General features: G+C 70.1%; 24 protein-coding genes and 2 pseudogenes. 18 read left to right on the plus strand and 8 right to left on the minus strand.

The features are described from left to right. From tnpA to BIV24_RS35560, 5 genes and pseudogenes are all read left to right on the plus strand, one after another. Positions 1-406: IS200/IS605 family transposase (gene tnpA / locus BIV24_RS21230; RefSeq protein WP_107459621.1), on the plus strand; the 406-nt coding region annotated here is incomplete at its 5' end. A gap of 55 nt (positions 407-461) precedes the next feature. After that, positions 462-602, plus strand: coding sequence for a hypothetical protein (locus tag BIV24_RS34500; protein WP_177198777.1), 141 nt, complete (start codon positions 462-464; stop codon positions 600-602). A 969-nt stretch (positions 603-1,571) separates the two neighbouring features. After that, entirely contained in the window at positions 1,572-2,012 is a 441-nt protein-coding gene (locus BIV24_RS32230; RefSeq protein WP_177198778.1) for a YdcF family protein, read from the plus strand. A gap of 353 nt (positions 2,013-2,365) precedes the next feature. Further along, positions 2,366-3,160 (plus strand): annotated as a pseudogene (locus tag BIV24_RS21235) (ISAs1 family transposase); the annotation flags it as partial. 58 nt (positions 3,161-3,218) lie between these two features. Continuing rightward, positions 3,219-3,458: a hypothetical protein gene (locus tag BIV24_RS35560; protein WP_245766881.1), complete on the plus strand. Its 240-nt coding sequence runs from the start codon at positions 3,219-3,221 to the stop codon at positions 3,456-3,458. A 69-nt stretch (positions 3,459-3,527) separates the two neighbouring features. Here the strand turns inward: BIV24_RS35560 and BIV24_RS21240 are convergent, their stop codons facing one another. Then, complete coding sequence (locus BIV24_RS21240) at positions 3,528-4,121, minus strand: TetR family transcriptional regulator (protein ID WP_071367975.1); 594 nt, start codon at positions 4,119-4,121, stop codon at positions 3,528-3,530. Between the two features lie 39 nt (positions 4,122-4,160). On the opposite strand from BIV24_RS21240, the gene BIV24_RS21245 reads away from it, so the two are divergent. Continuing rightward, complete coding sequence (locus tag BIV24_RS21245) at positions 4,161-4,541, plus strand: nuclear transport factor 2 family protein (protein WP_071367976.1); 381 nt, start codon at positions 4,161-4,163, stop codon at positions 4,539-4,541. A gap of 384 nt (positions 4,542-4,925) precedes the next feature. Here BIV24_RS21245 and BIV24_RS21250 read toward each other — a convergent pair whose 3' ends face one another. Next, on the minus strand, positions 4,926-6,374 hold the full coding sequence (locus tag BIV24_RS21250; RefSeq protein ID WP_071367977.1) for an MFS transporter: 1,449 nt from the start codon (positions 6,372-6,374) through the stop codon (positions 4,926-4,928). A gap of 230 nt (positions 6,375-6,604) precedes the next feature. Here BIV24_RS21250 and BIV24_RS21255 point away from each other — a divergent pair, with 230 nt between their 5' ends. From BIV24_RS21255 to BIV24_RS21280, 7 genes and pseudogenes are all read left to right on the plus strand, one after another. Next, a complete protein-coding gene (locus BIV24_RS21255) occupies positions 6,605-7,015 on the plus strand; it encodes a CoA-binding protein (protein ID WP_071367978.1) in 411 nt (136 codons plus the stop codon). 226 nt (positions 7,016-7,241) lie between these two features. After that, a pseudogene (locus BIV24_RS36525) lies at positions 7,242-7,502 on the plus strand (IS21 family transposase); the annotation flags it as partial. A gap of 184 nt (positions 7,503-7,686) precedes the next feature. Next, positions 7,687-8,541 carry an ABC transporter ATP-binding protein gene (locus BIV24_RS21260; protein ID WP_071367979.1) on the plus strand — a complete coding sequence of 285 codons (855 nt, stop codon included), beginning with the start codon at positions 7,687-7,689 and terminating at the stop codon, positions 8,539-8,541. Continuing rightward, positions 8,538-9,401, plus strand: coding sequence for an ABC transporter permease (locus BIV24_RS21265; protein WP_079168423.1), 864 nt, complete (start codon positions 8,538-8,540; stop codon positions 9,399-9,401). The genes BIV24_RS21260 and BIV24_RS21265 overlap by 4 nt, the downstream gene beginning before the upstream one ends. Continuing rightward, the gene (locus tag BIV24_RS21270) at positions 9,398-10,660 is read left to right on the plus strand and encodes a sensor histidine kinase (protein ID WP_071367980.1); all 1,263 of its coding nucleotides are present in this window, start codon (positions 9,398-9,400) and stop codon (positions 10,658-10,660) included. The genes BIV24_RS21265 and BIV24_RS21270 overlap by 4 nt, the downstream gene beginning before the upstream one ends. Next, positions 10,657-11,292 (plus strand): response regulator, encoded by a 636-nt coding sequence (locus BIV24_RS21275; protein ID WP_071367981.1) that lies wholly within the window; start codon positions 10,657-10,659, stop codon positions 11,290-11,292. Before BIV24_RS21270 ends, BIV24_RS21275 begins: the two co-directional genes overlap by 4 nt. A 132-nt stretch (positions 11,293-11,424) precedes the next feature. After that, positions 11,425-12,102, plus strand: a complete 678-nt coding sequence (locus BIV24_RS21280) for a protein-L-isoaspartate(D-aspartate) O-methyltransferase (protein WP_245766879.1) — start codon at positions 11,425-11,427, stop codon at positions 12,100-12,102. Positions 12,103-12,164: 62 nt separating this feature from the next. Here the strand turns inward: BIV24_RS21280 and BIV24_RS21285 are convergent, their stop codons facing one another. Then, positions 12,165-12,929, minus strand: coding sequence for a PP2C family protein-serine/threonine phosphatase (locus BIV24_RS21285; protein ID WP_071367982.1), 765 nt, complete (start codon positions 12,927-12,929; stop codon positions 12,165-12,167). A 359-nt stretch (positions 12,930-13,288) separates the two neighbouring features. On the opposite strand from BIV24_RS21285, the gene BIV24_RS21290 reads away from it, so the two are divergent. Continuing rightward, positions 13,289-14,185 (plus strand): alpha/beta hydrolase, encoded by an 897-nt coding sequence (locus BIV24_RS21290; protein WP_071368006.1) that lies wholly within the window; start codon positions 13,289-13,291, stop codon positions 14,183-14,185. 89 nt (positions 14,186-14,274) lie between these two features. Here the strand turns inward: BIV24_RS21290 and BIV24_RS21295 are convergent, their stop codons facing one another. Next, complete coding sequence (locus BIV24_RS21295) at positions 14,275-14,922, minus strand: TetR/AcrR family transcriptional regulator (RefSeq protein ID WP_071367983.1); 648 nt, start codon at positions 14,920-14,922, stop codon at positions 14,275-14,277. Between the two features lie 148 nt (positions 14,923-15,070). Between BIV24_RS21295 and BIV24_RS21300 the strand changes: the two genes are divergently transcribed. Continuing rightward, positions 15,071-15,628, plus strand: a complete 558-nt coding sequence (locus BIV24_RS21300; protein ID WP_071367984.1) for an NAD(P)H-dependent oxidoreductase — start codon at positions 15,071-15,073, stop codon at positions 15,626-15,628. Between the two features lie 229 nt (positions 15,629-15,857). On the opposite strand, the gene BIV24_RS21305 is transcribed toward BIV24_RS21300, so the two are convergent. From BIV24_RS21305 to BIV24_RS36100, 3 genes are all read right to left on the minus strand, one after another. Continuing rightward, positions 15,858-16,412: a YbaK/EbsC family protein gene (locus BIV24_RS21305; protein ID WP_071367985.1), complete on the minus strand. Its 555-nt coding sequence runs from the start codon at positions 16,410-16,412 to the stop codon at positions 15,858-15,860. A 43-nt stretch (positions 16,413-16,455) separates the two neighbouring features. Next, entirely contained in the window at positions 16,456-17,028 is a 573-nt protein-coding gene (locus tag BIV24_RS21310; protein ID WP_071367986.1) for a helix-turn-helix domain-containing protein, read from the minus strand. 183 nt (positions 17,029-17,211) lie between these two features. Continuing rightward, positions 17,212-17,976: an acyltransferase gene (locus tag BIV24_RS36100; protein ID WP_071367987.1), complete on the minus strand. Its 765-nt coding sequence runs from the start codon at positions 17,974-17,976 to the stop codon at positions 17,212-17,214. Between the two features lie 106 nt (positions 17,977-18,082). Between BIV24_RS36100 and BIV24_RS21320 the strand changes: the two genes are divergently transcribed. Further along, positions 18,083-18,616, plus strand: a complete 534-nt coding sequence (locus BIV24_RS21320) for a gamma carbonic anhydrase family protein (RefSeq protein ID WP_071367988.1) — start codon at positions 18,083-18,085, stop codon at positions 18,614-18,616. A gap of 4 nt (positions 18,617-18,620) precedes the next feature. On the opposite strand, the gene BIV24_RS21325 is transcribed toward BIV24_RS21320, so the two are convergent. Then, on the minus strand, positions 18,621-19,271 hold the full coding sequence (locus BIV24_RS21325) for a DedA family protein (RefSeq protein WP_071367989.1): 651 nt from the start codon (positions 19,269-19,271) through the stop codon (positions 18,621-18,623). Positions 19,272-19,522: 251 nt separating this feature from the next. On the opposite strand from BIV24_RS21325, the gene BIV24_RS21330 reads away from it, so the two are divergent. Both BIV24_RS21330 and BIV24_RS21335 read left to right on the plus strand, forming a co-directional pair. Continuing rightward, positions 19,523-20,926 (plus strand): type I glutamate--ammonia ligase, encoded by a 1,404-nt coding sequence (locus BIV24_RS21330; protein WP_071367990.1) that lies wholly within the window; start codon positions 19,523-19,525, stop codon positions 20,924-20,926. A 52-nt stretch (positions 20,927-20,978) separates the two neighbouring features. Further along, positions 20,979-22,181: an amidohydrolase family protein gene (locus BIV24_RS21335; RefSeq protein ID WP_071367991.1), complete on the plus strand. Its 1,203-nt coding sequence runs from the start codon at positions 20,979-20,981 to the stop codon at positions 22,179-22,181. Positions 22,182-22,267: the final 86 nt, after the last annotated feature.

The following is a 22,267-nucleotide window of genomic DNA, read 5'->3' on the forward strand; positions in this document are numbered from 1 at the left end:
CCCAGACGTACGTACCGGACGGCACGTCGTCTACCATCTGCACGTTCATTTGGTTTTTGTCACCAAATACCGGCGTGGAGTGCTCACAAACGATCTCCTGGCGCGCTGTGAGGAGATCATGCGAGAGGTCTGCACCGACTTCGAAGCCGAACTCAGCGAGTTCAACGGCGAGGACGACCACGTCCACCTGCTCGTGCACTACCCGCCGAAGGTCCAGCTCTCCAAGCTGGTCAACTCGCTGAAAGGCGTCTCCGCCCGCCTCCTGCGCAAGGAATTCGACGCGCACGTGCGCCGGTATCTGTGGGGCGGACACTTCTGGTCCGGCTCTTACTACGCCGGATCCGTCGGCGGAGCACCCCTCACCGACGTCCGCCAGTACATCGAGCAGCAGAAGCGCCCCGTCTGACCGGGCTGTGCCCCTTCGGAGGCGGTGCTGCGACGCTCCGCGCCGCCCCTACGGGATGGCCTTCACCTCCGCCCTGAAGGGCGGAGCACTGGCCAAGACCATCGGTAGACGCAACCCGACGCTCAGCAGCTCGTCCGACGAGCTGGTCCTTGCTGCCATCCTCAGCGAGCCGGGACGCCTGGACCTGTCCCGGTAGGCGCTCGACCTGCGGCTCGTCCCGCCGACTCCAACGCCAAGGGAAGTGCGTTCAACAGCTTCACCGTTGAGCCCACCGGGAGTGCTCCGATGTCCACGTAGGCGCGTCCCTTGCTGTTGACCAGAGCACGCACCCGCGCGGCCTCATGCTCGGAAAGTCCGGCGCGTTGCAGGGCCGCCCGCAGTAACGCGGCCGTGTGTTCCGCCTCAGCACGTGCGCTCTTGTACTGGTCCACCGGGATCACTGCCCCTTCTTCTTCGGAGCGCAAGCCGTGTGCCAGTAAGCCACGTTCGGAGAAGCGTCCCGGTGGGACACGCTCCCCCGGCGGCAACTCTCAAGGCTCTTGATCGGCTTGCCGCACGACGGGCACGTCTCACCGGACGGGGCATAGGTCGTGTATTCCCACTGGCGCGCGTCGGTGTCCGTCTCGGTCATGCGCTCACCCCCGCTCGTTGGCGCAGCGTGAGGAGTCTGGTTGTAGCTTTGGGCACTGCCGTCAACCTCCAACCGGTTGGTGGCCACGCCACCGGACCGTCGCCACGGTCGCGGGGGTCTGGCTGTTCGGCGCACAGGTTGCGCCGCCTGAAGAGTTTGAGCCGGGCAGGGCGCTTCTGGGAACGGCGAACGGGGAACCCCGCAAGTCCATTTGGGGAGCCCCGTTCCGTCTCGTTCGGGGTTCACCGCCGCAGTCCCGAGGCTACGCTAGACAGAGATCACTTCGTTCGTGCTGGGTGGCTACATGGATGACCGCGAGACTCAGCGGAGTGGATATCCGCTGACGGTCCCTGACGCGCTTCTCGGAAGCGAAGCCATGCGGCAAGCCTGTGCCGCCCGGGACTTCCAAGAGATCTTCCGGCTTGTCAACCGACGTACCGGCTCCAGTCATGCCGTGATGGCAGCGGCTGTCGGCAAAATGACCAGTTCCCGGGTCAGCGACATCATCCGTGGTATCAGGGGCGACTAGCGCCGGTGATCATCGCAACCGGCGGAATCAACCGGCACACCGGCGTTACAGAAGCCCAAGAGTTGCGCAGGCTTCTCATTGAGCGCGGTGTTCCTGATACCGTCATTCGGTATGAGGATCGCGCGGCCGACACGTGGCAGAACGTAGAATTCTCCCTTTCCTATTTGCGGGAAGCCTTGGAATTTGGATTGAGGGTCACAGCTGTCAGCAAGTGGTATCACCGCCGCACCCTTCACTGTCTGGCAACCCTAGTTCCAGACATCGACTCCTTTTACGCCATCTCTTGGGAGCCCATTTATGCGGGCAGGACAGTTAGCCGTACTTCTTGGCCTTCTATTCCCGACGGCAGGCGCCGAGTGATCCGAGAATGGGAGGAAATCCCCCTACGTATCAAAGAAGGAAGCTTCAGAGAGGTAAACCTTGTCGGCGATGCTTGGCGAAGCTGATCAGGCCTGATACTGACGGTGTGCCAGATATTCAGGGCACCCCGCCGCCCGGTGCCGGCGATGCAGGGCCCCCTCGACCCCAGGGGTATTGCATGTTGACGAGGTGTCCAGTTTGCAGTGAGCTCGCCAGGCAGGCCGTCAGCTCAGCGAGGTCGCCGGATAGTTGAGGAGGTCCCGGACAGCAGTACAGGCACGGCGCCCCAGATCATGTGGCTTGTCGAGACCTAGGATCACCGAGCGAGACTGTGCCTGCCCCTGCATCCCCTCCCATCCCCGCCTCACTGAGCCGACTGCTCCACGCCACCAGCGGCGAAGCCGCCGGGATCCCCGACCTGCGGCGCTTCCTGGCCGCAGTGCCCGATCCGCGCCGATCGCGCGGGCGCCGCTATCCTCTGCTTGCCCTCGTGGTCGGCGCGGCAGCCGCGGTCCTGGCCGGCGCGAAGTCCCTGGCCGCGATCGGCGAGTGGATCACTGACACCCCGCAGGCCGTGCGCACCGCGCTCGGTCTGCCCGCCGACCCGCTCACCGGCCTGCGTCCGGCCCCGCACCCGGGCACCGTGCGCCGCCTGCTCGAGCGCCTCGACGGCGACGCCTTCGATGCCGCGATCGGCGCCTACCTGACTGCCCGCATCCCGACGCCGCGCGCGCAGGACAAGCCGCGGCCGATCCGGCGCGCACTCGCTGTGGACGGCAAGACCCTGCGCGGCTCGCGCACCGCTGCCTGCGCCGCCGTCCGACTCCTGGCCGCAATGGACCACACCGGCACCGTTCTGGCACAGCGCCAGATTGCTACCAAGAGCAACGAGATACCTTCCTTCGCCCCGCTCCTGGAGAGCGTGGATCTTGCGGGCACTGTCATCACCGCCGACGCCCTGCACACCCAGTACGGCCACGGCCGCTACCTGCGCGGACGCGACGCCCACTACCTCGCGATCGTCAAGAAGAACCACCCAGGCCTGCACCGGCAGGTCAAGAAATTGCCTTGGCGAGATCTGCCGCTGGAGCATCGCGAGCGCAGCCGCGGCCACCACCGCGAGGAGATCCGCCGGTTAAAGGTGCGCGCCTACCGCCACCTGGACTTTCCCGGCGCCAAGCAGGCCATCCAGGTCGTGCGGTGGCGGCGCGACCAGGGCGCTGGCCAAGTAACGGTCGAGCGGGTCTATCTGATCACCAGCCGAGACGTCACCGAGGCGACCCCCGCAGAACTTGCCGCCTGGATCCGCGGCCAACTGGGGCATCGAGAACCTCCTGCATCATGTGCGCGACCGCACCTTCCGCGAGGACGACTCCAAGGTCCGTACCGGGGTGCTGCCGCGTGTCATGGCGTCCCTGCGCAACCTCGCCGTCGGCGTGCTGCGGCACAACGGCGACCGGAACATCGCCACTGCTCTCCGCCGCACCGCCCGTGACTACTGGCGCCCCCTGGGACTACTCGGCGTCACATGACGAACCCGGACACGAGGACCTGCCGTGCTGGCTCTTGCGGCCACGGCGGGTGGGCCTGGCGCTTGCAGGTCAGGGTGCTGCCGGATCGTGGTCATCCGCGCCGTAAAGGAGCATCACCGAAGCGCGCAACTGGTCCGCCGCGGTGCGCGCGTCCGCAAGGCCGGCGTGGACGCGCTGGTCGGCGGCGTGACCGAGAGCGATCGTCGCCGTCACCAGCCAGCCGGTCTCCAACCCGGTGATGAACTCGCCGCTGTCGCGGCCGCGGCGGATGAGGGACTCCAGAATCTGCTGGACCGACACGTGGCGTGCGGCATCCGCCTCGGGGTCGGGTTCCGGACCGCCGAGGGCCGTCTGCTCGGCCAGCAGTGTGCTGACGGCGGCGAGGAACCGGTCGAGGGCCTCGGTCGCGGTGCCGGTCTCGAGGTCGGCGGCCTCCAGCACGGCGTATGCCCGGCGGCTCAGCTCGTCGCGCACCGCCGCCAGCAGCGCCTCCCGGGTACCGAAGTGCACATACGCGGTCTGCCGCGTCACCCCGGCCGCCGCGGCGATCTCCGCCATACCCGCCTCCGGGCGCGAGGCCAGGATGCGGATCGCCGCCGAGACCAGGGCGGCGCGGTTGCGGGAGACCTCCACCCGCTGACGGCGCCGTCTTATCTCTGACATGGTTGACAATCTTAGCAAGGCACCTTAAGCATGACAGGTATGTCAGAGATAATCGAAGCAACCGAGTTAGCAGCCCGCCGCCTCCTGATCGACTACACCCGCGACATGGCCCAGTCCGACGAGGACCCGGCACTGATCGTGGACCGCACCATGACCGACGACGTGGTCTGGGTCACCAACGGCACCGCTCTCACCCGGGATCAGCTGATCGCACACGCAGCCCCGGCCCGCAAGAACGCCACCGACGGCGAGATGCTGATCGACGAACTCCTCGTCGACGGCAGCCGGTTCGCCGCACGCTGCCGCCTCGTCGCGGAGCACCGCAAGCTCGGCCGAGTATCGATGGACTGGATCCTGACAGGTGAGGTCGCCGAGGACGGGCGGGTGCGGCGCATCCACCAGCTCACCCGCTCGACCTGACAGCGCGGCCGGTGCCCGCGCGGCGCACGGGCACCGGTCCGGGACCAGACGCAAGGACTCCTGACGCCCTGGACAGTCACATGATCAGCGGCGCCGCGCCTGCACTCCCACCCCGGAACCCTCAATTGCCCAGCAGAGCCACCACGTTGACGGGCCGCCCGACCGGATCACCACAAACAGGATGACTCGACAACATGCAATGGCCCTGCCCGAGCCACCGTTCCTCTACTGATACCCCGCACGGGCCTCACCCTCTTGAGGACCGTGATCACAACAACCGTGGATCAACCGGTCCGCAGTTCTTGGCCACGACCCGGCACCGGAAAGGGTTCTGGCCCCGCCGCCCACGCGGCGGGGCCAGAACCCCGGTATCTCCATGGACTTCTAGACGCCGGCCCGTTCGCCCTCGGTCGCCGACGCGGAGTCCGCCTGTCCCGCGGCGGCAGCGGCCGCCTTGTCGCCACGCATGGCAAGCAGTGTGACGAGCCCGCCGACGGCCGCGATGACGGCGGCCCAGATGAAGGCCGCACTGAACCCGTCGGTGAGGGCAGGCAGGTTGCCCAGCCGACCGGCGCCCTGCGAGGTGGCCACGGCGGTGAGCGCGGCGAGGCCCAGGGCCGACCCCACCTGGTAGGTGGTGTTGACGATGCCGGAGGCCATGCCTGCCTGCTCCTGCGGGGCGCCGGACATCGCGGTCATCATCGTCGGGATGTACGCGAGCGACATGCCGAGCGCCGCAACCAGCGAGGCGGGCAGGACATCGACCACGAAGGTGCCCGTCGGCTCGACGGCGGACAGCCACAGCAGACCGGCCGCCAGGACCAGCAGGCCACCCCCGATCAGCGGCTTGGCGCCGAACTTCGCCATCAGCCGGGCCGTGATGGCCGTCATGAAGATCATCAGCAGCACGGTCATCGGCAGCAGCGCGGCGCCCGACTCGAACGCCCCGAAGCCCAGGACCTGCTGGAGGTACAGGTTGAGGAAGTACCACATCGGGATCCAGGCGGCGCCCAGCAGGGTCATGGCCAGGTTGGCCGAGCCGAGCCGAGGCACACGCCAGATGCCGAGCGGCATGAGCGGTTCGCGCACCGCCTTCTGGACCACGAAGAAGAGCAGAAGGAGCGCGGCGGCACCGACCAGTTCGAGCACCGTGCCGGTGGAGCCCCAACCGACCTCGGGAGCACGGACGACGGCGAAGACGGCGAGGGCCAGGCCCGCTGTGACCGCGACGGCGCCCAGCACGTCCACACCGCCGCGACGGCCTGCGACGGCAGGCAGCAGCCCGCTGGCCGCCAAGGTGGCGACACCGATCGGCACATAGATGATGAAGACCCAGGGCCAGCTCAGCCACTCGGTGAACACTCCACCGAGGAAGACACCGGCCGTGCCGCCCGCGGGAGCTGCCGCCCCGTAGAGCGCCATGGCCTTGCCGAGCTCCTTCGGGTTGTGCCCGAAGAGCATCATCAGCAGCGTCATGGCCGAGGGCGCGATCAGCGCTCCGCCCACACCCTGCACGGCGCGCCCGACGACCTCCACGGTCGCGGACTGCGCGGCGGCCGCGACGATCGAACCCGCGATCAGAACCACCCAACCGATGGTGAAGACCTTGCGTGCGCCGAGCAGATCGGAGAGGCGGCCACCGAGAAGCAGCAACCCGCCGAAGGCGATGACGTACGCGTTGAAGACCCACTGCAACTCACCCTGCGAGAAGCCGAGGTCCTTCTGCATCTCCGGGAGCGCCACCCCGATGATGGACGTGTCCATGATCACCATGAACTGGGCGGCAGCGAGCACCAGAAGCGCCCACCAGCGCCGGGGATTGATGGCTGACATGGTTTCACCCTTTCTCGACATACCCCCTGGGGGTACCTTGCCGGAGCAACATAGCATACCCCCATGGGGTATGTAAGAGGTCTGATGCGGCGGCACACGGGGCAGGGCGCGATCACCGTCCACCGCTTCCCTCGGGAAGTCCGCCGCGGGCGCCGGGAACCACCGGGAATGGCATGCGGTCGACGGTCGTTCCTCTCTGCGGCGAACAACCGACCAAGCGGAGGCACAGCATGCACAGCGAGACGGAGACGGTCCGTAAGATCCTCGACGGACTCGGCGACACCTGGGCGATCGTCGGTCTCTCCTCGAACGAGCGGCGCGCCGCCTTCAAGGTCGCGGAGGTCCTTCAGCGCTATGGCAAGCGGATCGTCCCCGTTCACCCGAAGGCCGAGACGGTGCATGGGGAGCAGGGCTATCCCTCTCTCGATGCCATTCCCGTCGACGTCGACGTCGTGGACGTGTTCGTGAACAGCGAGCTCGCCGGCACGGTCGCCGATGAAGCCGTGGCCAAGGGCGCCGGTGCCGTGTGGTTTCAGCTCGGTGTGATCGACGAGGCCGCGTACACGCGGACCCGCGCCGCGGGCCTGGAGATGGTCATGGACCGCTGCCCGGCGATTGAACTTAATTCACTACGCCGTTAGCTACGGCTCGGCGAGCGGTTCCAATCCGCTTTCATCCGCGATCTCCACGACCGGGAAACGGAAGCGCGAAACGACACCCTGCCGTGCGCAAGCTCGCGCGCCAGCTCTTCCGTCCTGGCCTCGACATTCCAACCTGCCGACATAGCCGGCCGACCGTCGACGACATAGGCCGATTTGAAGGCACCGACCGGCTCAACATCCCTGAGTACCGTCGAACCGATTCGCCGACGAGCACTACCCCGTCACTCCGCGCGGAGAGCGCACGCCGAGTCCGGCCAGCCCGGCCGAGGCCCAGTTTCTGGCGATCGCCCCGGAGGCAGCGGCCTGGCTGGTCGAGGCCACCGCGGCCGGCACCCGCCGGATCCGGGCCCAGATGGCCGACGCCATCGCACTGGCCAAGCTGCACGGCGCCGCCGACGTCGACCGCGCGCTCGGCACCGCGGCGACGGTGGGCCGCTTCGCTGACGGCGACCTGCTGTCGAGCCTGAACCACCAGAGCGAGCACGGCCCAGCCGAGCCTGTACGTGACCGGGCCCGATAGTGGCCGCCGTGGCCTTGGCCCCACGGGACGCGGGGACGGACCCGCCGCGGTCCTGTGTCCACCAGTCGGTGGACACAGGACCGACCCCTCGGTCGTACCGCCCCGCCCGCACGCCCGGAAAGCTGAAGGCATGGCAGAAACAGCAGTACGCGTGCGGGGCCTGCGCAAGGCGTACAAGGACCACGTTGCCGTCAACGGACTCGACCTCGACATCCGACGGGGCGAGATCTTCGGCATCCTCGGGCCGAACGGTGCGGGCAAGAGCACCACCGTGGAGATCCTGGAAGGCCACCGCAGCCGCGACGGAGGCGAGGTGGAGGTGCTCGGCGAGGACCCGGGACGCGCCTCGCGGCAGTGGAAGTCCTGGATCGGGATCGTCTGGCAGAACGAGGTTGTCAGCGGCGAGCTGACGGTCGCCGAGACCGTCCGGCACTACGCCCAGTACTTCCCCGACCCGCGCGACCTCGAGGAGATCCTCCACGTCGTCGGACTCACAGAGAAGGCCGGTGCCCGCGTCACCGGGCTCTCCGGAGGCCAGCGGCGCCGTGTCGACGTGGCCGTGGGCGTCATCGGCCGCCCCGAGTTGCTGTTCCTGGACGAGCCCACCACCGGGTTCGACCCGGCGGCCCGGCGGCAGTTCTGGGACCTGATCCGGTCGCTTGCCGACGACGGCACCACCATCGTGCTCACCTCCCACTACCTCGACGAGGTCGAGGCGCTCGCCGACCGGCTGGCCGTCGTCGTCGGGGGCAAGGTCGTCGCCGAGGGCGATCCGGCCACTCTTGGTGGCCGGGCCAGCGCACAGGCCACCGTGTCCTGGCTCGCCCCCGAGGGCCCGCGCGAGTACCGCACGGACACGCCCACCGGCGTCATCAACGACCTCGCGGCGCACTTCCGGGGCGAGATCCCGGAGCTGACGGTCAGCCGCCCCAGCCTCGAAGACATCTATCTCGGCCTCATCAAGGAGCAGGAGACAGCGGCATGACCCAGACTCTCGTCGGCGCCCCCGCGGCGGGCCGGCTGCACCCGGGCGGCGAGGGCGGTAAGCTCCCTGGCGCGTTCCGTCTCGGACTGCTTCGCGGTGGTGTGGAGATCAAGCAGTTCTTCCGGGCCAAGGAAGCCGTCGTCTTCACCTTCGCCCTGCCGATTGTCATGATGACGATGTTCGCGTCCATCTTCCACGACAAGATTCAGGGCGCCGGGATCACCGTCTCGCAGCTGTACGTCGCCGCGATGCTCGGCGCCGGTCTGATGTCGACCAGCTTCCAGAACATCGGCATCGGCATCGCCACCGAACGCGACGAGGGCAACCTGCGCCGATTGCGGGCCATGCCCATGCCGCGCAGCGCGTACTTCTTCGGCAAGCTGTGGCTGGTCCTGGTCACAGGTGTCGCGGAGACCGCGCTGCTGCTTGCCGTCGGGGTCGCCTTCTTCGACCTGAAGCTGCCCTCCACGCCGGGCAAGTGGTTCACCCTCGCCTGGGTGCTGCTGCTCGGCATGATCGCTTGCTCGCTGCTGGGCATCGCGATGAGCAGCGTGCCGCGCGACGCGAAGAGCGCCACGCCGATCATGGTTCTGCCCTTCCTCGTGCTGCAGTTCATCTCCGGTGTCTACATCTCCATCAACAGCATGTCCGGCTGGATGGTGAAGGTGGGCTCCTTCTTCCCGCTGAAGTGGATGTGTCAGGGGTTCCGCGCGGTCTTCCTGCCCGACCGGGCCAAGGTGCTGGAGCAGGGGGGAGACTGGGAACTCGGCCGGGTCGCCCTCGTCCTGGGCGCCTGGTGCATCGGAGGACTGATTCTTTGCCTGACGACGTTCCGCTGGAAGGGCCGGCGCGACGGATGACCGTGCCTTCGGCGACCCCACAGCCAGGCGCCCTGGTCACGCACGCGTGGCAGCAGAGCACCTGGCTGTGGGACATCCACTTCGGGGTGGCGCTGCTGGCGGCGGAACTCTTCGTCACCTTCTCGCACGGACCGAACCCCTGGGTCACGTTCGCGGACGGCTGGCTGCTGCTGTCCATCCCGCTGTACGTGGCCGTCGGACGGCCCGCCCTGCACCACGACGCGGAGAACTCCCGGCGCGCCTTCGCCTTTTGCACCGGGATGGCCGTGCTCTACACGCCCGCGGCGATCGTCGCGCAGGAGGCGTCCGTCGCCATGGTCGCTCTGGCGCCGCTGTCCTATCTGCTGCTGTCCCGGTTCCGGGCGATGACGTTCCTGCTGGTGTACAACTTCACCCCGCTGATCGGCTGGACGGTCATGTGGTGGGACGAGCCCGGCCACATCCTGCGCACTGCGCTGATCGCCGTCGTCGTCGCCGGGTCCTCGATGACCATCGGCGGATGGGTGGAGAGCATCGCTGTGCAGAGCTCCGAGCGCGCAACGCTCATCCGCCAACTCGAGGAGAATCGCGAGGAACTGGCCCGGCTGTCCGTCGCGCACGGTGCCCTGTTGGAGCGCGAGCGGCTCGCCCGCGAGATCCACGACACCCTTGCCCAGGGCTTCACCAGCCTCGTCATGCTCTCCCAGGCACTGGAGAGCGAACTCGGCGACACCTCCGAACAGGCCCGCCGCTACATCGACCTGATGCAGCGCACCGCCCGCGAGAACCTCGCCGAGTCCCGCTCCCTGGTCTCCTCCCTCACCCCGGCCCAGCTGGACGACAGCTCCCTGGACGAGGCCGTGCGCCGCCTCGGCGACCGGCTGGCCGAGGAGCTCGGCATCGTCGTGGATGTCCGGGTCTCCGGAACCCCGCGCCCGCTGCCGCCCGCCGTCGAGGTGGTGGCCCTGCGCGCTTCCCAGGAGGCCCTGTCGAACATCCGCAAGCACGCGCACGCCTCACATGCCGAGATCTCCCTGGCCTATACCCCGGGCGGCTTGGAGCTCACCGTGCGGGACAACGGGCTCGGCTTCTCGCCCATCGCTTCGGGCAGCGGCTACGGCCTGCCCGGCATGCGGGCCCGGGTCCTGGAGATCGGCGGCACCACGAAGCTGTCCAGCGCCCCCGGCGAGGGCACCTGCCTCAGCGTACGACTGACCGTGCGGGCCCGCCCCCAAGATGCCGTCGCACGTGCCGAACAGCTTCAGGAGACCAAGCGATGATCCGGATCCTGCTCGTCGACGACCACCCCGTGGTGCGGGAGGGGCTGCGGGGCATGCTCGACGTCCAGCCCGACCTGGAGGTCGTCGGCAGCGCGTCGTCCAGCCCCGAGGGCGTCGCGCTGTGCGCGCGGCTGAAGCCCGGCATCGTACTGATGGACCTGAGGATGCCCGGCGGTGACGGCGTGGACGCCACCCGGCAGATCCTCGCCGCGCACTCCAGCACCACCCGCGTCGTGGTCCTCACCACGTACGAGACCGACCGGGACATTCTGCGCGCCGTCGAGGCCGGAGCTGCCGGCTACCTCCTCAAGGACGCCTCCAGTGGCGACCTCGCGGACTCCGTCCGGGCCGCCGCGCGCGGCGAGACCGTGCTCGCCCCCACCGTGGCGGCGGCGCTGGTGTCCCGGCTGCGCGGCGGCGAGCTGGAGCGGCCTCAGCTGTCGCAGCGAGAACTGGAGGTATTGCGGCTGGTGTCCGAGGGATGCACCAACTCGGAGATCGGGCGCCGCCTGTTCATCGGCGAGAGCACCGTCAAGACCCATCTGCTGCGGAGCTTCGGAAAACTCGGGGTCTCCGACCGCACGGCCGCGGTCACCCGCGCGCTGAAGCTCCAGCTGCTGCCCACGGACTGACCGGGCCGCCCGACCGGACGGTGGGCGCTCAGACCTCCGCGCTCTCCGTCCTATCTGCAGGTCCTGGACCGCTGCCCCGCCATCGAGATCCCGCGACTCGGCTGACGCCGGGCGGGCGCCTACGCTGGCCGTGTGGTGAGCCGCCCGTGGAACGCCGTACCCAGCAGCCCGGAGGATCTGGTGCGGGCCCTCAGAGCCGCCGGGATCAGGGAAGAACGGCTGCTCGAGGCCGTACGGACAACACCCCGGGCGGACTTCGTCCCGGCCGGTCAGGTGCCCGCCGCCTACCGGGACGCGCCCGTTCCGATCGGACAGGGGCAGGTCACGACCCAGCCGTCGCTGTCCGCCATGATGATCGAGAGCCTTGAGCTGGACGGCAGCGAGCACGTCCTCGAGGTGGGTACCGGCCTCGGATTCCAGACCGCGCTGCTCGCCCGACTGGCCGCCGACGTGGTCAGCATCGAGATGCGGCCGGAGATCGCCGAGCGGGCACGCACCAATCTGACGGGCCACGGCGTGCGGAACGTGGAGCTGCGGGTCGGCGACGGCAGCGGCGGTGTGCCGGACCGCGCTCCGTACGACGCGGTCGTGGTGTCGGCCGCGTTCCCGGAGGTGCCCGCGCCCCTGGTCGCGCAGGTACGGCCGGCCGGGCGTCTGGTGCAACCTATCGGGCCGGGCGGGCAGGAACAGGTGGTGTGCTTCGTGCGCACCGCGTCGGGGCTGGAGCAGTGGCGGGTCCTGACCGCGGCCCGCTTCGTACGGCTGCGGGGACGGTACGGCTTCGCGCAGGACGAAGCGGATCTCCCTTGAGGGGGCGCGGGCTTCGCACGCGCCGGGGTGCCGGACCGCCCGTACGCCGCAGCGGCCTCCCCTTACAGGCCCCCTCCCGACCCGTCCCCCACGCGCACGACCGCCAGCGTGATGTTGTCGGGGCCGCCCGCCTCGATGGCGGCCTTCCACAGCTCGAAGGCCGCTCTGCCGTCGTCGTACTCCCGCATCACCGCGTCGAGCACGTCCGTCGTCAGCGGGTCGGTCACACCGTCGGTGCAGACGAGGTAGCGGTCGCCGGGCGACAGGGACCCGGCCGTCACATGGGGATGGATGGCGCGGTAGGCGGGTGCGCCGCCCAGGCACTGGGTGACCAGGGACGTGGTGCGCTGCCCGGGTGCGAGCGGTGGGCTGTCGTCGACGCTCAACTGGCGCAGCCCGTCCCGGGAGGCCGCGAAGACCCGGCTGTCCCCCACATTGAAGGCCAGCAGCGAGCCGGACTGTATGACGGCGCCGGCGACCGTCGTTCCCATGGCGGCGAGTTCGCTTCTCTCGTCTCCCTCGGCGGCCTCGTACACGGCGCGGTTGCAGGCGTTCAGGGTGTCGCGGACGGCGTCCTCGCTCCGCAGGGCGGGGCCGATCGACGCGATCCGGCGGACGACCAGGGCACTGGCCACGTCACCGCCGGGCTGCCCGCCGAGCCCGTCGGCAACGGCGACGACGAGGGGTGTGCCGAGCGGGAAGACCAGGGTCTGCGGACTCTCGGTCACGGTGGCACACAGAGTCCACGGTCCGATGACGAGGCTGTCCTCGTTCCGCTCGCGCAGCAGCCCCGGATGGCTCAGCGCGCTCACAGCGACATACGGCATCGGCGCCACCGCCTTCCCGTAAAGGACATACCGCCGGAGGCCGGGCTACCGCTACAAGTCTAGGAACGGCGCCATCCGGCGTGCCAATGCGGGTGGTCCCGGGAACGGCCGCCCTTGTCCGGCGCCGCAGCAGGCTCTCCGCCCTCGGCCATCGGCGCCTCCGTGTCCCTCGTCCGGATCGGTGACAGCGGCGGTCGCGGCCGGGCCCGGAAGGAGCCGTGCGAGGCGGGCTCGCCTTGCGCGGCGCGCAGCCCCCTCGGAAGGTGGACCCGAGAGACACGTCGGATATGGGAAGAGGGTGCGTGGTGCACAAGGCATGGCCGGCCGAAGCCCGGGACCAGTCAACGGCGACCAGGCCGATGTCCCCCGGCGTGCGGCCGGTAACGCTGGACGGCGGGGGCATCCCGCTGTCCGGACTGCTTGCCGAACCGGTGCATGTGACACCCCGCGCCGCCGTGGTCGCACTGCACGGCGGGGGCCTGACCGCCGAGTACTTCGACGGTCAGGCCCATCCCGACCTGTCCTTGCTCACCCTGGGCGCGCAGCTGGGATTCACGGTTCTCGCCCTGGACCGCCCCGGCTACGGGCGCTCGGCCGCGTTCCTCCCGGAGGGACAGACGCTCGCCGAGCAGGCGACCACGGCAGGCGCGGCGATCGAGGACTTCGCGAGGGGATGCGCGACCGGCGCGGGCATCCTGCTGCTCGGGCACTCCTACGGCGGCAAACTCGCCCTGCGACTGGGCGCCGACGCCCTGCTCGCGTCCCTTCTCGCGCTGGACGTCTCCGGATGCGGACACCGGTTCGCCGCGGACAGGTCCGTTCTGGGACAGGCCGGTGGCATCCGTCAACGGCACCTCAACTGGGGCCCGTTGAGGCACTATCCGCCGAGTGTCTTCCGGGCGGGATCGAGTGTGGTGGCGGCGATGCCGCGCCGTGAGGCCGAGGACGCCGCGAACTGGCCCCAGATCTGCGAGGGGCTGCTGCCCCACGTCCGGGTGCCGGTCCGGCTGACCTTCGCGGAGCACGAGGCCTGGTGGCACCACTCCGACGAGGACGTGGCGGACCTCGTGGGGCTGCTGACCGCCGCACCCCGCGTGGTCGTGGAGCGGCTTCCGGACGCGGGCCACAACATCAGCCTGGGCTGGGCCGCCCGGACGTACCACCTGCGTGCGCTCGCCTTCTTCGAGGAGGCGGTGCGCTCCCGGCACCGGGTGGCAGCGGCGGACGCCGGCCCGGTGGCGGCCCTGCAGTCCTGACGTCGACCACGCCCCGGGTGCTCCCTCCCGGGGCGTCGGCGCGCCGGGGTTCAGCGGTCCGGAGTCCGGGACGCAGGTCAGCCGGGACATCAGCCCGTGAAACGGTCGACCAGGTCGCACCAGCCGGCCTCCACGCGCTCCACGGAGATCCCGCGGTGGGTGAGCAGATCGTCGATGAGTACCGTCTCCAGATAGCCGAGCAGTGCGTGCGCGATGAGTTCGATGTCGCCGTCCACCCGCGCCTCGCGCAGCAGCATGCCGACGTGGGCCAGCCGGAACTGGTACGCCGGGCTGGTGCGGCGGCGGCCCGGCTCCGCGTGCGCGGCCAGGTAGAAGTCCCGGTGCGCGCGCTCGTGGCGGATCACGGTGCAGCCGAAGGCGCGCAGACGCTGCGCCGGGGGCGCGCCCGGGCCGAGCGGCGGCGGCCCGGAGAGGAAGGACGACTGGAACTGCTGCTCGTGATGGCTGAGCAGCTCTACCAGCAGGCCCGTGCGGTCACCGAACCGCCGGAAGACGGTGCCCTTGCCGACCCCGGCACCGCAGGCGATGTCCTCCATGGTCACGTTCGCAATGCCGCGCTCGGCGGCCAGGCGGGCGGCGACCTCCAGCAGCCGGGTGCGGTTGCGCGCGGCATCGGCGCGCAGCCGGGGCGCCTCTCCGGAGGGCATGAGGGCGAGGTCTGCACGGCCGCCGAGGTTGTCCTGTGACATCGGTGAGGGCGGGAGCGGCTCGATCATGAGGTCAGCGTAGCGCCCCGGGACGACAAGCGGACCTGGGTCCGGTTAGATTGGACAGGAAGTGGACCGTGGTCCGGTTAAGGTGGTACAACATTCAACGGACTCACCCGGTCCTCTTGGCTTCTGAACACACTCTGGGAGTTTTGCCATGTCCGTACGCATCCTCGCGCTCGTCGGCAGCCTTCGCGCCGGTTCCCACAACCGTCAGCTCGCCGAGGCCGCCGTGAAGCACGCCCCCGAGGGCGTCGAGGTGGAGCTCTTCGAGGGGCTGGCCGACGTCCCCTTCTACAACGAGGACATCGACGTCGAGGGCGGCATCCCGGAGGCCGCCGTCAAGCTGCGCGCCGCCGCCGGCCAGGCGGACGCCCTGCTGCTCTTCTCGCCCGAGTACAACGGCACCATGCCGGCCGTTCTGAAGAACGCGATCGACTGGCTGTCCCGTCCGTACGGCGCCGGCGCCCTCTCCGCCAAGCCGGTCGCCGTCGTCGGCACCGCGTTTGGCCAGTACGGCGGCGTGTGGGCGCAGGACGAGGCCCGCAAGGCCGTGGGCATCGCCGGTGCCGTCGTCGTCGAGGAGGCCAAGCTGTCCATCCCCGGCTCCGTGACCCGCTTCGCCGAGACCCACCCGGCCGACGACACCGAGGTCGTCGAGGACCTGACCAAGGTCGTCGCACTGCTCTCGCAGGCCCCGGCCACCGCTGCCTGACCTCGTCGGATCCGGCCTCGCCGCCGGGCCGCAGCATGACAGGCCCGTGGGCCAGGACCGCGTTCGGTCCTGGCCCACGTCGCTTCCGCCCTGCGCGTCGGTCGCCCGCCATCACAGCCGGACGGGCCGCGCGATCGGTTCGGTCGCACCGGTCGCCGACGGGCCGCGCGCACGGACGGGTTCACGCACACATCGGTCAAGCCCCTTGCCGGGAGCCGGGACACGGCCGTCAGACGCCCAGCCCCTCCAGCACCACCGCGTTCCCCAGCTCCGCGAACGCCTTGCCCGGCACCAGCAGCTTCCCCCGACGCCGGCCGCTGCCGACCAGCACATAAGGCAGGTCGACCACCGCCGAGTCCACCAACACCGGCCAGGCGCCGGGCAGTCCGATCGGCGTGATGCCGCCGTACTCCATGCCGGTCTCCCCCGTCGCCACCTCCATCGGCGCGAACGAGGCCTTACGGGCACCGAGTTGACGGCGGACCACACCGTTCACGTCGACCCGCGTACCGGAGAGGACCACGCAGGCGGCCAGCGTCGCCTCACTGCCCCGCTTCCCCGCGACCACGACGCAGTTGGCGGAGCGGTCGAGCAGATCGCTGCCGTAGTGCTCGAGGAAGACCGCGGTGTCGGCCCACTCGGGTTCGGTGTCGACATAGACGATCTGGTCGGCGGGCACGCTGCCGCTCCACCGGCGCACGGCGTCCGCGACCGGACGGGTCAGCTCGTCGACGCAGTCGGGGGCGGGCATGGCGTTGTCGAAGTCTCCGATGGGTGCGCGCATGACGGCACGCTAACAGCGGTGGCCCAACCCCCTGACGGGTGTCTCAGCGCGCGGGCGGCACCGAGACCGCCATGACCATCTCCATCGGCACATCGCCGTCGTTGCCGTAGATGTGCGGGGTGTCGGCCTCGAAGGAAGCGCTCGCACCCGCGGGGACGCGGTAGGGGACCCCATCGACGGTGAGCGTCAACTCGCCCGCCGTGACATGGACGAGTTCGACCGTGCCGGCGGGGTGCGGGTCCGACGGGCTGCGGTCGCCCGGCATCAGCCGCCAGTCCCACAACTCCAGCGGGCCGGGCGCCTCGGTGCCCGCCAGAAGGCGGCTGAAGCTGCCCGCGTCGGTGTGCCAGAGGCGTACGGCCTGCTCGCCCGGGACGATGCGGACCTCGGGACCCTGCTCGTAGTCGAGCAACGAGGTAACGCTGACGCCGAGGGCGTCGCCGATCTTGACGATCGTGCCGATGCTCGGATTGGTGCGGGCCTGCTCGATCTGGATGAGCATGCCGCGGCTGACTCCGGCGCGGGCGGCGAGCGCCTCCAGGGTGAAGCCTCGTTCGGTGCGCCAGCGCTTGACATTGCGCGCCAGGGACTGGGTCAGCAGGTCGAGGTCCGACACATTCCGTCCAATATTCCGTCTGACAGGGTTCAGCGAACTGAACTACGGTGTGGTGCACCTGATCATTCACTGAACTGTACTGCGAGACCGCCCATCGGTTCCCCTGGCGAGACCACCGGCTTCAGCCGGAGCGGGAAGCACCTCGCTCCGCCCGGAGGCCACGACGGGCGCGAGCCGACCGGCTCAGGCCTCGGCGTCCAGCTCCGCCAGCCGGGCGGCGGAGTCCTCGTCCAGCTCCGACAAAGCCCGCAACTGCTCCGGCGTGACCCCTACGGGGATCGGCACCGGGGCCGGCGTCCTCAGCGGCGGCTGCCACCCGTCTTCAGGCGTCCAGCGCCGTACGACCCGGGCCGGGGCCCCGGCCACCACCGCATGGTCCGGCACCTCTCCTCGTACGACCGCACCGGCCGCCACCACCACGTTCCGCCCGATCCGCGCCCCCGGCAGGATCACCGCGCCCGTTCCTATCCAGCACCCCGGACCGATCTCCACCGGCTCCATCCGCGGCCACTGCTTGCCGATCGGCTGATGGGGATCGTCGTACGAGTGGTTCGTGGAGGTCACGTAGACGTACGGCCCGAAGTAGCAGTCGCTGCCGATCGTGACCGCCGTGTCGGCGATGACATGGCTGCCGCGGCCGAGCACGACGCCGTCGCCGATACGCAGGATCGGGTCGGGGCCCAGGTCGAGGTCGGGCATCAGACCTGCGGTCAGGGTGACCTGTTCGCCGATGATGCAGTACGCGCCGACATGGATCCAGGGCTCTCCGAAGACCGTGCCGAGCGGGAAGGCGAGTCTGGTACCTGTTCCCATCGCGCCGAAGCGAAGGCGCCCGGGGTGCTCCGCGGTCACGGACCCCGTGCGCTGTACCCAGGCCCAGCCCGCGTGGACGGCGCGCTGCGCGAGACCGCGTCGCCATGATGAGAACGTGTTCCTGCTTCTGGGCACCCGATCACCGTACTCAGCACGGGGTACGCCCATGACACCGTACGGCTGTGATCTTCACCCCACCGATGGCGTAGCGTGCCGGTGAATCGACCACGAGGAGACGGCAATGACCCACAGGGCGCTGATCACGGGCATCGGCGGCAGGGATCCCCAGGTGGATCAGGCGGCGTTCACGGCGCCCACGTCCGTGGTGATCGGGGAGGTGACACTGCACGCGGGCGCGAACGTCTGGTACGGCGCGGTGCTGCGCGGCGACGTCGAGCGGATCTCCGTCGGCGCGAGCAGCAATGTGCAGGACAACTGCACGCTCCATGCGGACCCGGGATTCCCGGTCACCGTCGGCGAGCGGGTCTCCATCGGCCACAACGCCGTCGTCCATGGCGCGACCGTCGAGGACGACTGCCTGATCGGCATGGGTGCCACGGTCCTCAACGGCGCGGTGATAGGCGCGGGCTCCCTCGTCGCCGCCCAGGCCCTGGTGCCGCAGGGCATGCGGGTGCCCCCGGGCTCACTCGTCGCGGGCGTACCCGCGAAGGTCAGGCGGGAACTGACCGCCGAGGAGCGCGAGGGCATCACCCTGAACGCAACGATGTACGCGGAACTCGCGCAGGCGCACCGAGGCGTGCACGAGCAGCCTTGAGCCGTCAGTCGGCGGCCGGGACGGTCTCGGGCTCGGCCGCCTCGCGCTCGGCCGACGCCTTCTTCGCCTTCCGCTTGACGATCAGCATCGAGGCCAGACCGATGAGCACGGCCGCCACCAGCCCCAGATACGAGAACTTCTTCAGCCAGGCCTCGGCGACCACGCCTACGTAGTAGATGACCGCGGTGGTGCCGCCCGCCCAGATGACGCCGCCCAGGACGTTGGCGATCAGGAACTTCCAGTACGGCATGTGCAGCACGCCGGCGAGCGGGCCCGCGAAGATGCGCAGCAGGGCGACGAAACGGCCGAAGAAGACCGCCCACATGCCCCACTTGGTGAAGGACCGCTCGGCGGTCGCGACATGGCCCTCGCTGAAGTGCCTGGGGAACTTCTTCCCCAGCCAGGCCAGCAGGGGCCGTCCGCCCTTGCGGCCGATGGCGTAGCCGATGGAGTCGCCGACGACGGCGCCGATGGTCGCGCAGGCACCCAGGACCACGGGGTTGATGCCGTCGTGCTGGGAGGACATCAGTGCGGCGGACACCAGGACGATCTCGCCCGGCAGGGGGATGCCCAGGCTCTCCACGCCGATCACCAGGGCCACCACAGCGTAGACGAGGGCCGCTGGTACCGTGTCGAGCCACTCCTGGACGTGCACCGCCGGTTCCTCCCCGATTCGCGTCCGTATCTTCGGGCGCGCCCGCTGGGGCGCACTCCCGAAAGCCTACCTGCTCGGCCGGCCTCGGCGGCGGGCCTCATGCCCGCCCCCGCACCCGCCCCGACCGTGCCAACGCCCGCTCCCTCCGTGACGCAACTCATCGGCGGCGTCGCTCGTTCACCCGGTGAACGGCCCTGACGGCGGTGCCGCACGGCCATCGGGCCCGGGTCGCAACTCGCCGAGGAGGACGCATGACCACGCTGGCAGACCCCGAACCCGGCGGGCGCCCGGGTGACGTCGAGCGGGCCACCGCGCTGTGCGCGGAACTGTCGGGGCGGGGCGTGCACGGCATCGTCCTTGCGTACGTCGACACCGCGGGCATCGGCCGGGTCAAGACCGTCCCGACGGCCCGGCTCGCCTCGGCCGCCGCCTGGGGCGTGGGGATGTCGCCGGTGTTCGACACCTTCCTGGCGAACGACTCCATCGTCTCCACCGATGTGCTCGGCTCGCCGGACGGTGATCTTCGCCTGTATCCCGACCTCGACCGCCTCGTGGTCCTGTCCGCACAGCCCGGCTGGGCATGGGCCCCGGTGGACCGGATCACCCAGGAGGGCGAGCGGCACCCGGCGTGCAGCCGTACCTTCCTGCGCCGTGTCGTCGCGGACGCCGCCCGGGACCACGGCATCACCTTCAAGGCGGCCATCGAGGTCGAGTGGGCCCTCGGGCAGGGATCCGCGCCGGGGGACGAGTTCGTGCCCGCGACGTCCGGTCCGGCCTACGGCGCCATCCGGCAGGTCGAACTGAGCGACTACATCGTGGAGTTGCTGGCGGCGTTCGCGGCCCAGGGGGTGGACGTCGACCAGATCCACCCCGAGTACGCGGCCGGGCAGTTCGAGATCTCGGTGGGCGCGCTCGACCCCGTTGCCGCCGCGGACCGGAGCGTGCTGGTACGGCAGACCATCTTGGCGGTGTCCAGGCGCCATGGGCTCAGGGCCGCGTTCACCCCGGCGGTCACCGCGAAAGGGGTCGGCAACGGCGGGCACGTCCATCTCTCCGCATGGCACCACGGGGTCAATCTGCACACGGGCGGCGAGCACCGGTACGGCATGACGGCCGCGGCCGAGTCGTTCGCCGCCGGCCTGCTCGCCCACCTGCCCGCGCTCACGGCGGTGACGGCCCCGAGCCCGGCGAGCTATCTGCGGCTCAAGCCCTCGCAGTGGGCCGGGGTGTTCACCGTCTGGGGCCACGAGACCCGCGAAGCCGCGGTGCGCGTCATCACCGGCACGGCGGGACTGAGCGGCCGGGCGGCGAACCTGGAGGTGAAGCCGGTCGACCTGGCCGCCAACCCGTACCTCGCGCTCGGTTGCCTCATCACCGCCGGGCTCGACGGCCTGGAGTCGTCCTCGCCGCTGCCCGAGGAGGTCACCGGAGATCCCGCACGGTTCACCGCCGAGGAGGCGGTGGCCCGGGGCGTGTGCCGCCTGCCGGTATCGCTGGAGGAGGCCGTCGGGAAGTTCAGCAAGGACGAACGGCTCCGCGGCGCGTTGGGGCCGGTCCTGGCGGACGCGGTGATCGCCGTACGCCTCGGAGAGATCGCCGCCGTGGCCGGGCTCGACGACGAGCTGGTGGCGGCGGCGTACCGGTGGAAGTACTGACCACCGGCGGGGACAGCAAAATCCGACGACCGTCCGAGGAGGCCGTGCGGCCATGAGCAGCCCACCACCCGCCACCGGGCCGGTCCACGAGGCCCTCGCCGGTCTCTCGCTCGTGGATCATCACTGCCATGGCGTCGTCCCCGCTGATCTGACTCCGGAAGCATTCCAGTCGCTGATCACCGAGGGGGACGTATGGCCCGCGAGCGGCATCACCCCCTTCGACAGCCCTGTCGGCGTGGCCGTCCGCCGCCACTGCGCTCCCCTGCTGGACCTGCCGCGGCATGCTCCCGCCGCGGAATACCTGGACCGGCGGGCCGAGTTGGGCTGGCGTGAGGTGACCCGGCGATTCCTCGCGGACGCGGGGACGGACACGTTCTGCGTCGACACCGGCTACGCCCCGGACCGTCTCACGACACCCGCGGAACTCGCCGGCGCCGCGGGTGCTCAAGCTGCCGCGTACGACGTCGTACGCCTGGAGGCCGTCGCCGAGGCCGTGGCGGCCGAGGGAGTGGAGCCGGACGAGTACGCGTCCGCGTTCCTCGCCGCCATGGCGGAGGCCGTCGCCGAGCGGGGCGCGGTGGCGGTGAAGTCCGTCGCCGCGTACCGCACGGGATTCGACCTGGATCCCCGTCGGCCGTCGGGCCCGGAGGTCACCGAGGCGGCCCGGCACTGGCTGGCCGCGGGAGGCACCGGCGGCCGAGGGTGCGGAGCCGGGGAGACGGCACACACCCGTCCCCGCCTGGACGACCCCGTCCTGGTACGGCATCTGCTCTGGACGGCGGTGGACCTCGGGCTCCCCCTTCAACTGCACACCGGCTTCGGGGACAACGACATCCGGATGCACCGGGTGGACCCCACCCATCTGACCGACTGGCTCCACCTCACCTCCGGCACCATCCCGGTCCTGCTGCTGCACTGCTGGCCCTACCAGCGTCAGGCCGCCTACCTGGCCGCGGTCTTCGAGCAGGTGTACCTGGACGTCGGGCTCACCCTCCACTACGTCGGCCCCGCGCGCGCCCGGGCGATCCTGGAGGAGGCACTGGAGATCACCCCGTTCCGCAAGCTTCTCTACAGCTCCGACGCCTACGGGATCGCCGAGTTCTACCAACTCGGCGCGCTGGCCTTCCGGCAGGGTCTGGCGGGGCTGCTTCAGGACCGGGTGGGCGCCGACGAACTGAGCCTGCCCGATGCGCTGCGGATCGCCGCGTGGACGGGCCGCGACAACGCCTGCCGCGTGTACAGGTTGACCGGTTGAAACGCGTTCGGTGATGACATGCGCCACGGCCGCACGGCCCCCGAGTGCCGAGGCAGTGCGGCCGTGCCGACGTCTGCACCGCGTTC

This window comes from Streptomyces colonosanans (assembly GCF_001866645.1).
GTDB classification, from domain to species: Bacteria; Actinomycetota; Actinomycetes; order Streptomycetales; family Streptomycetaceae; genus Streptomyces; species Streptomyces colonosanans.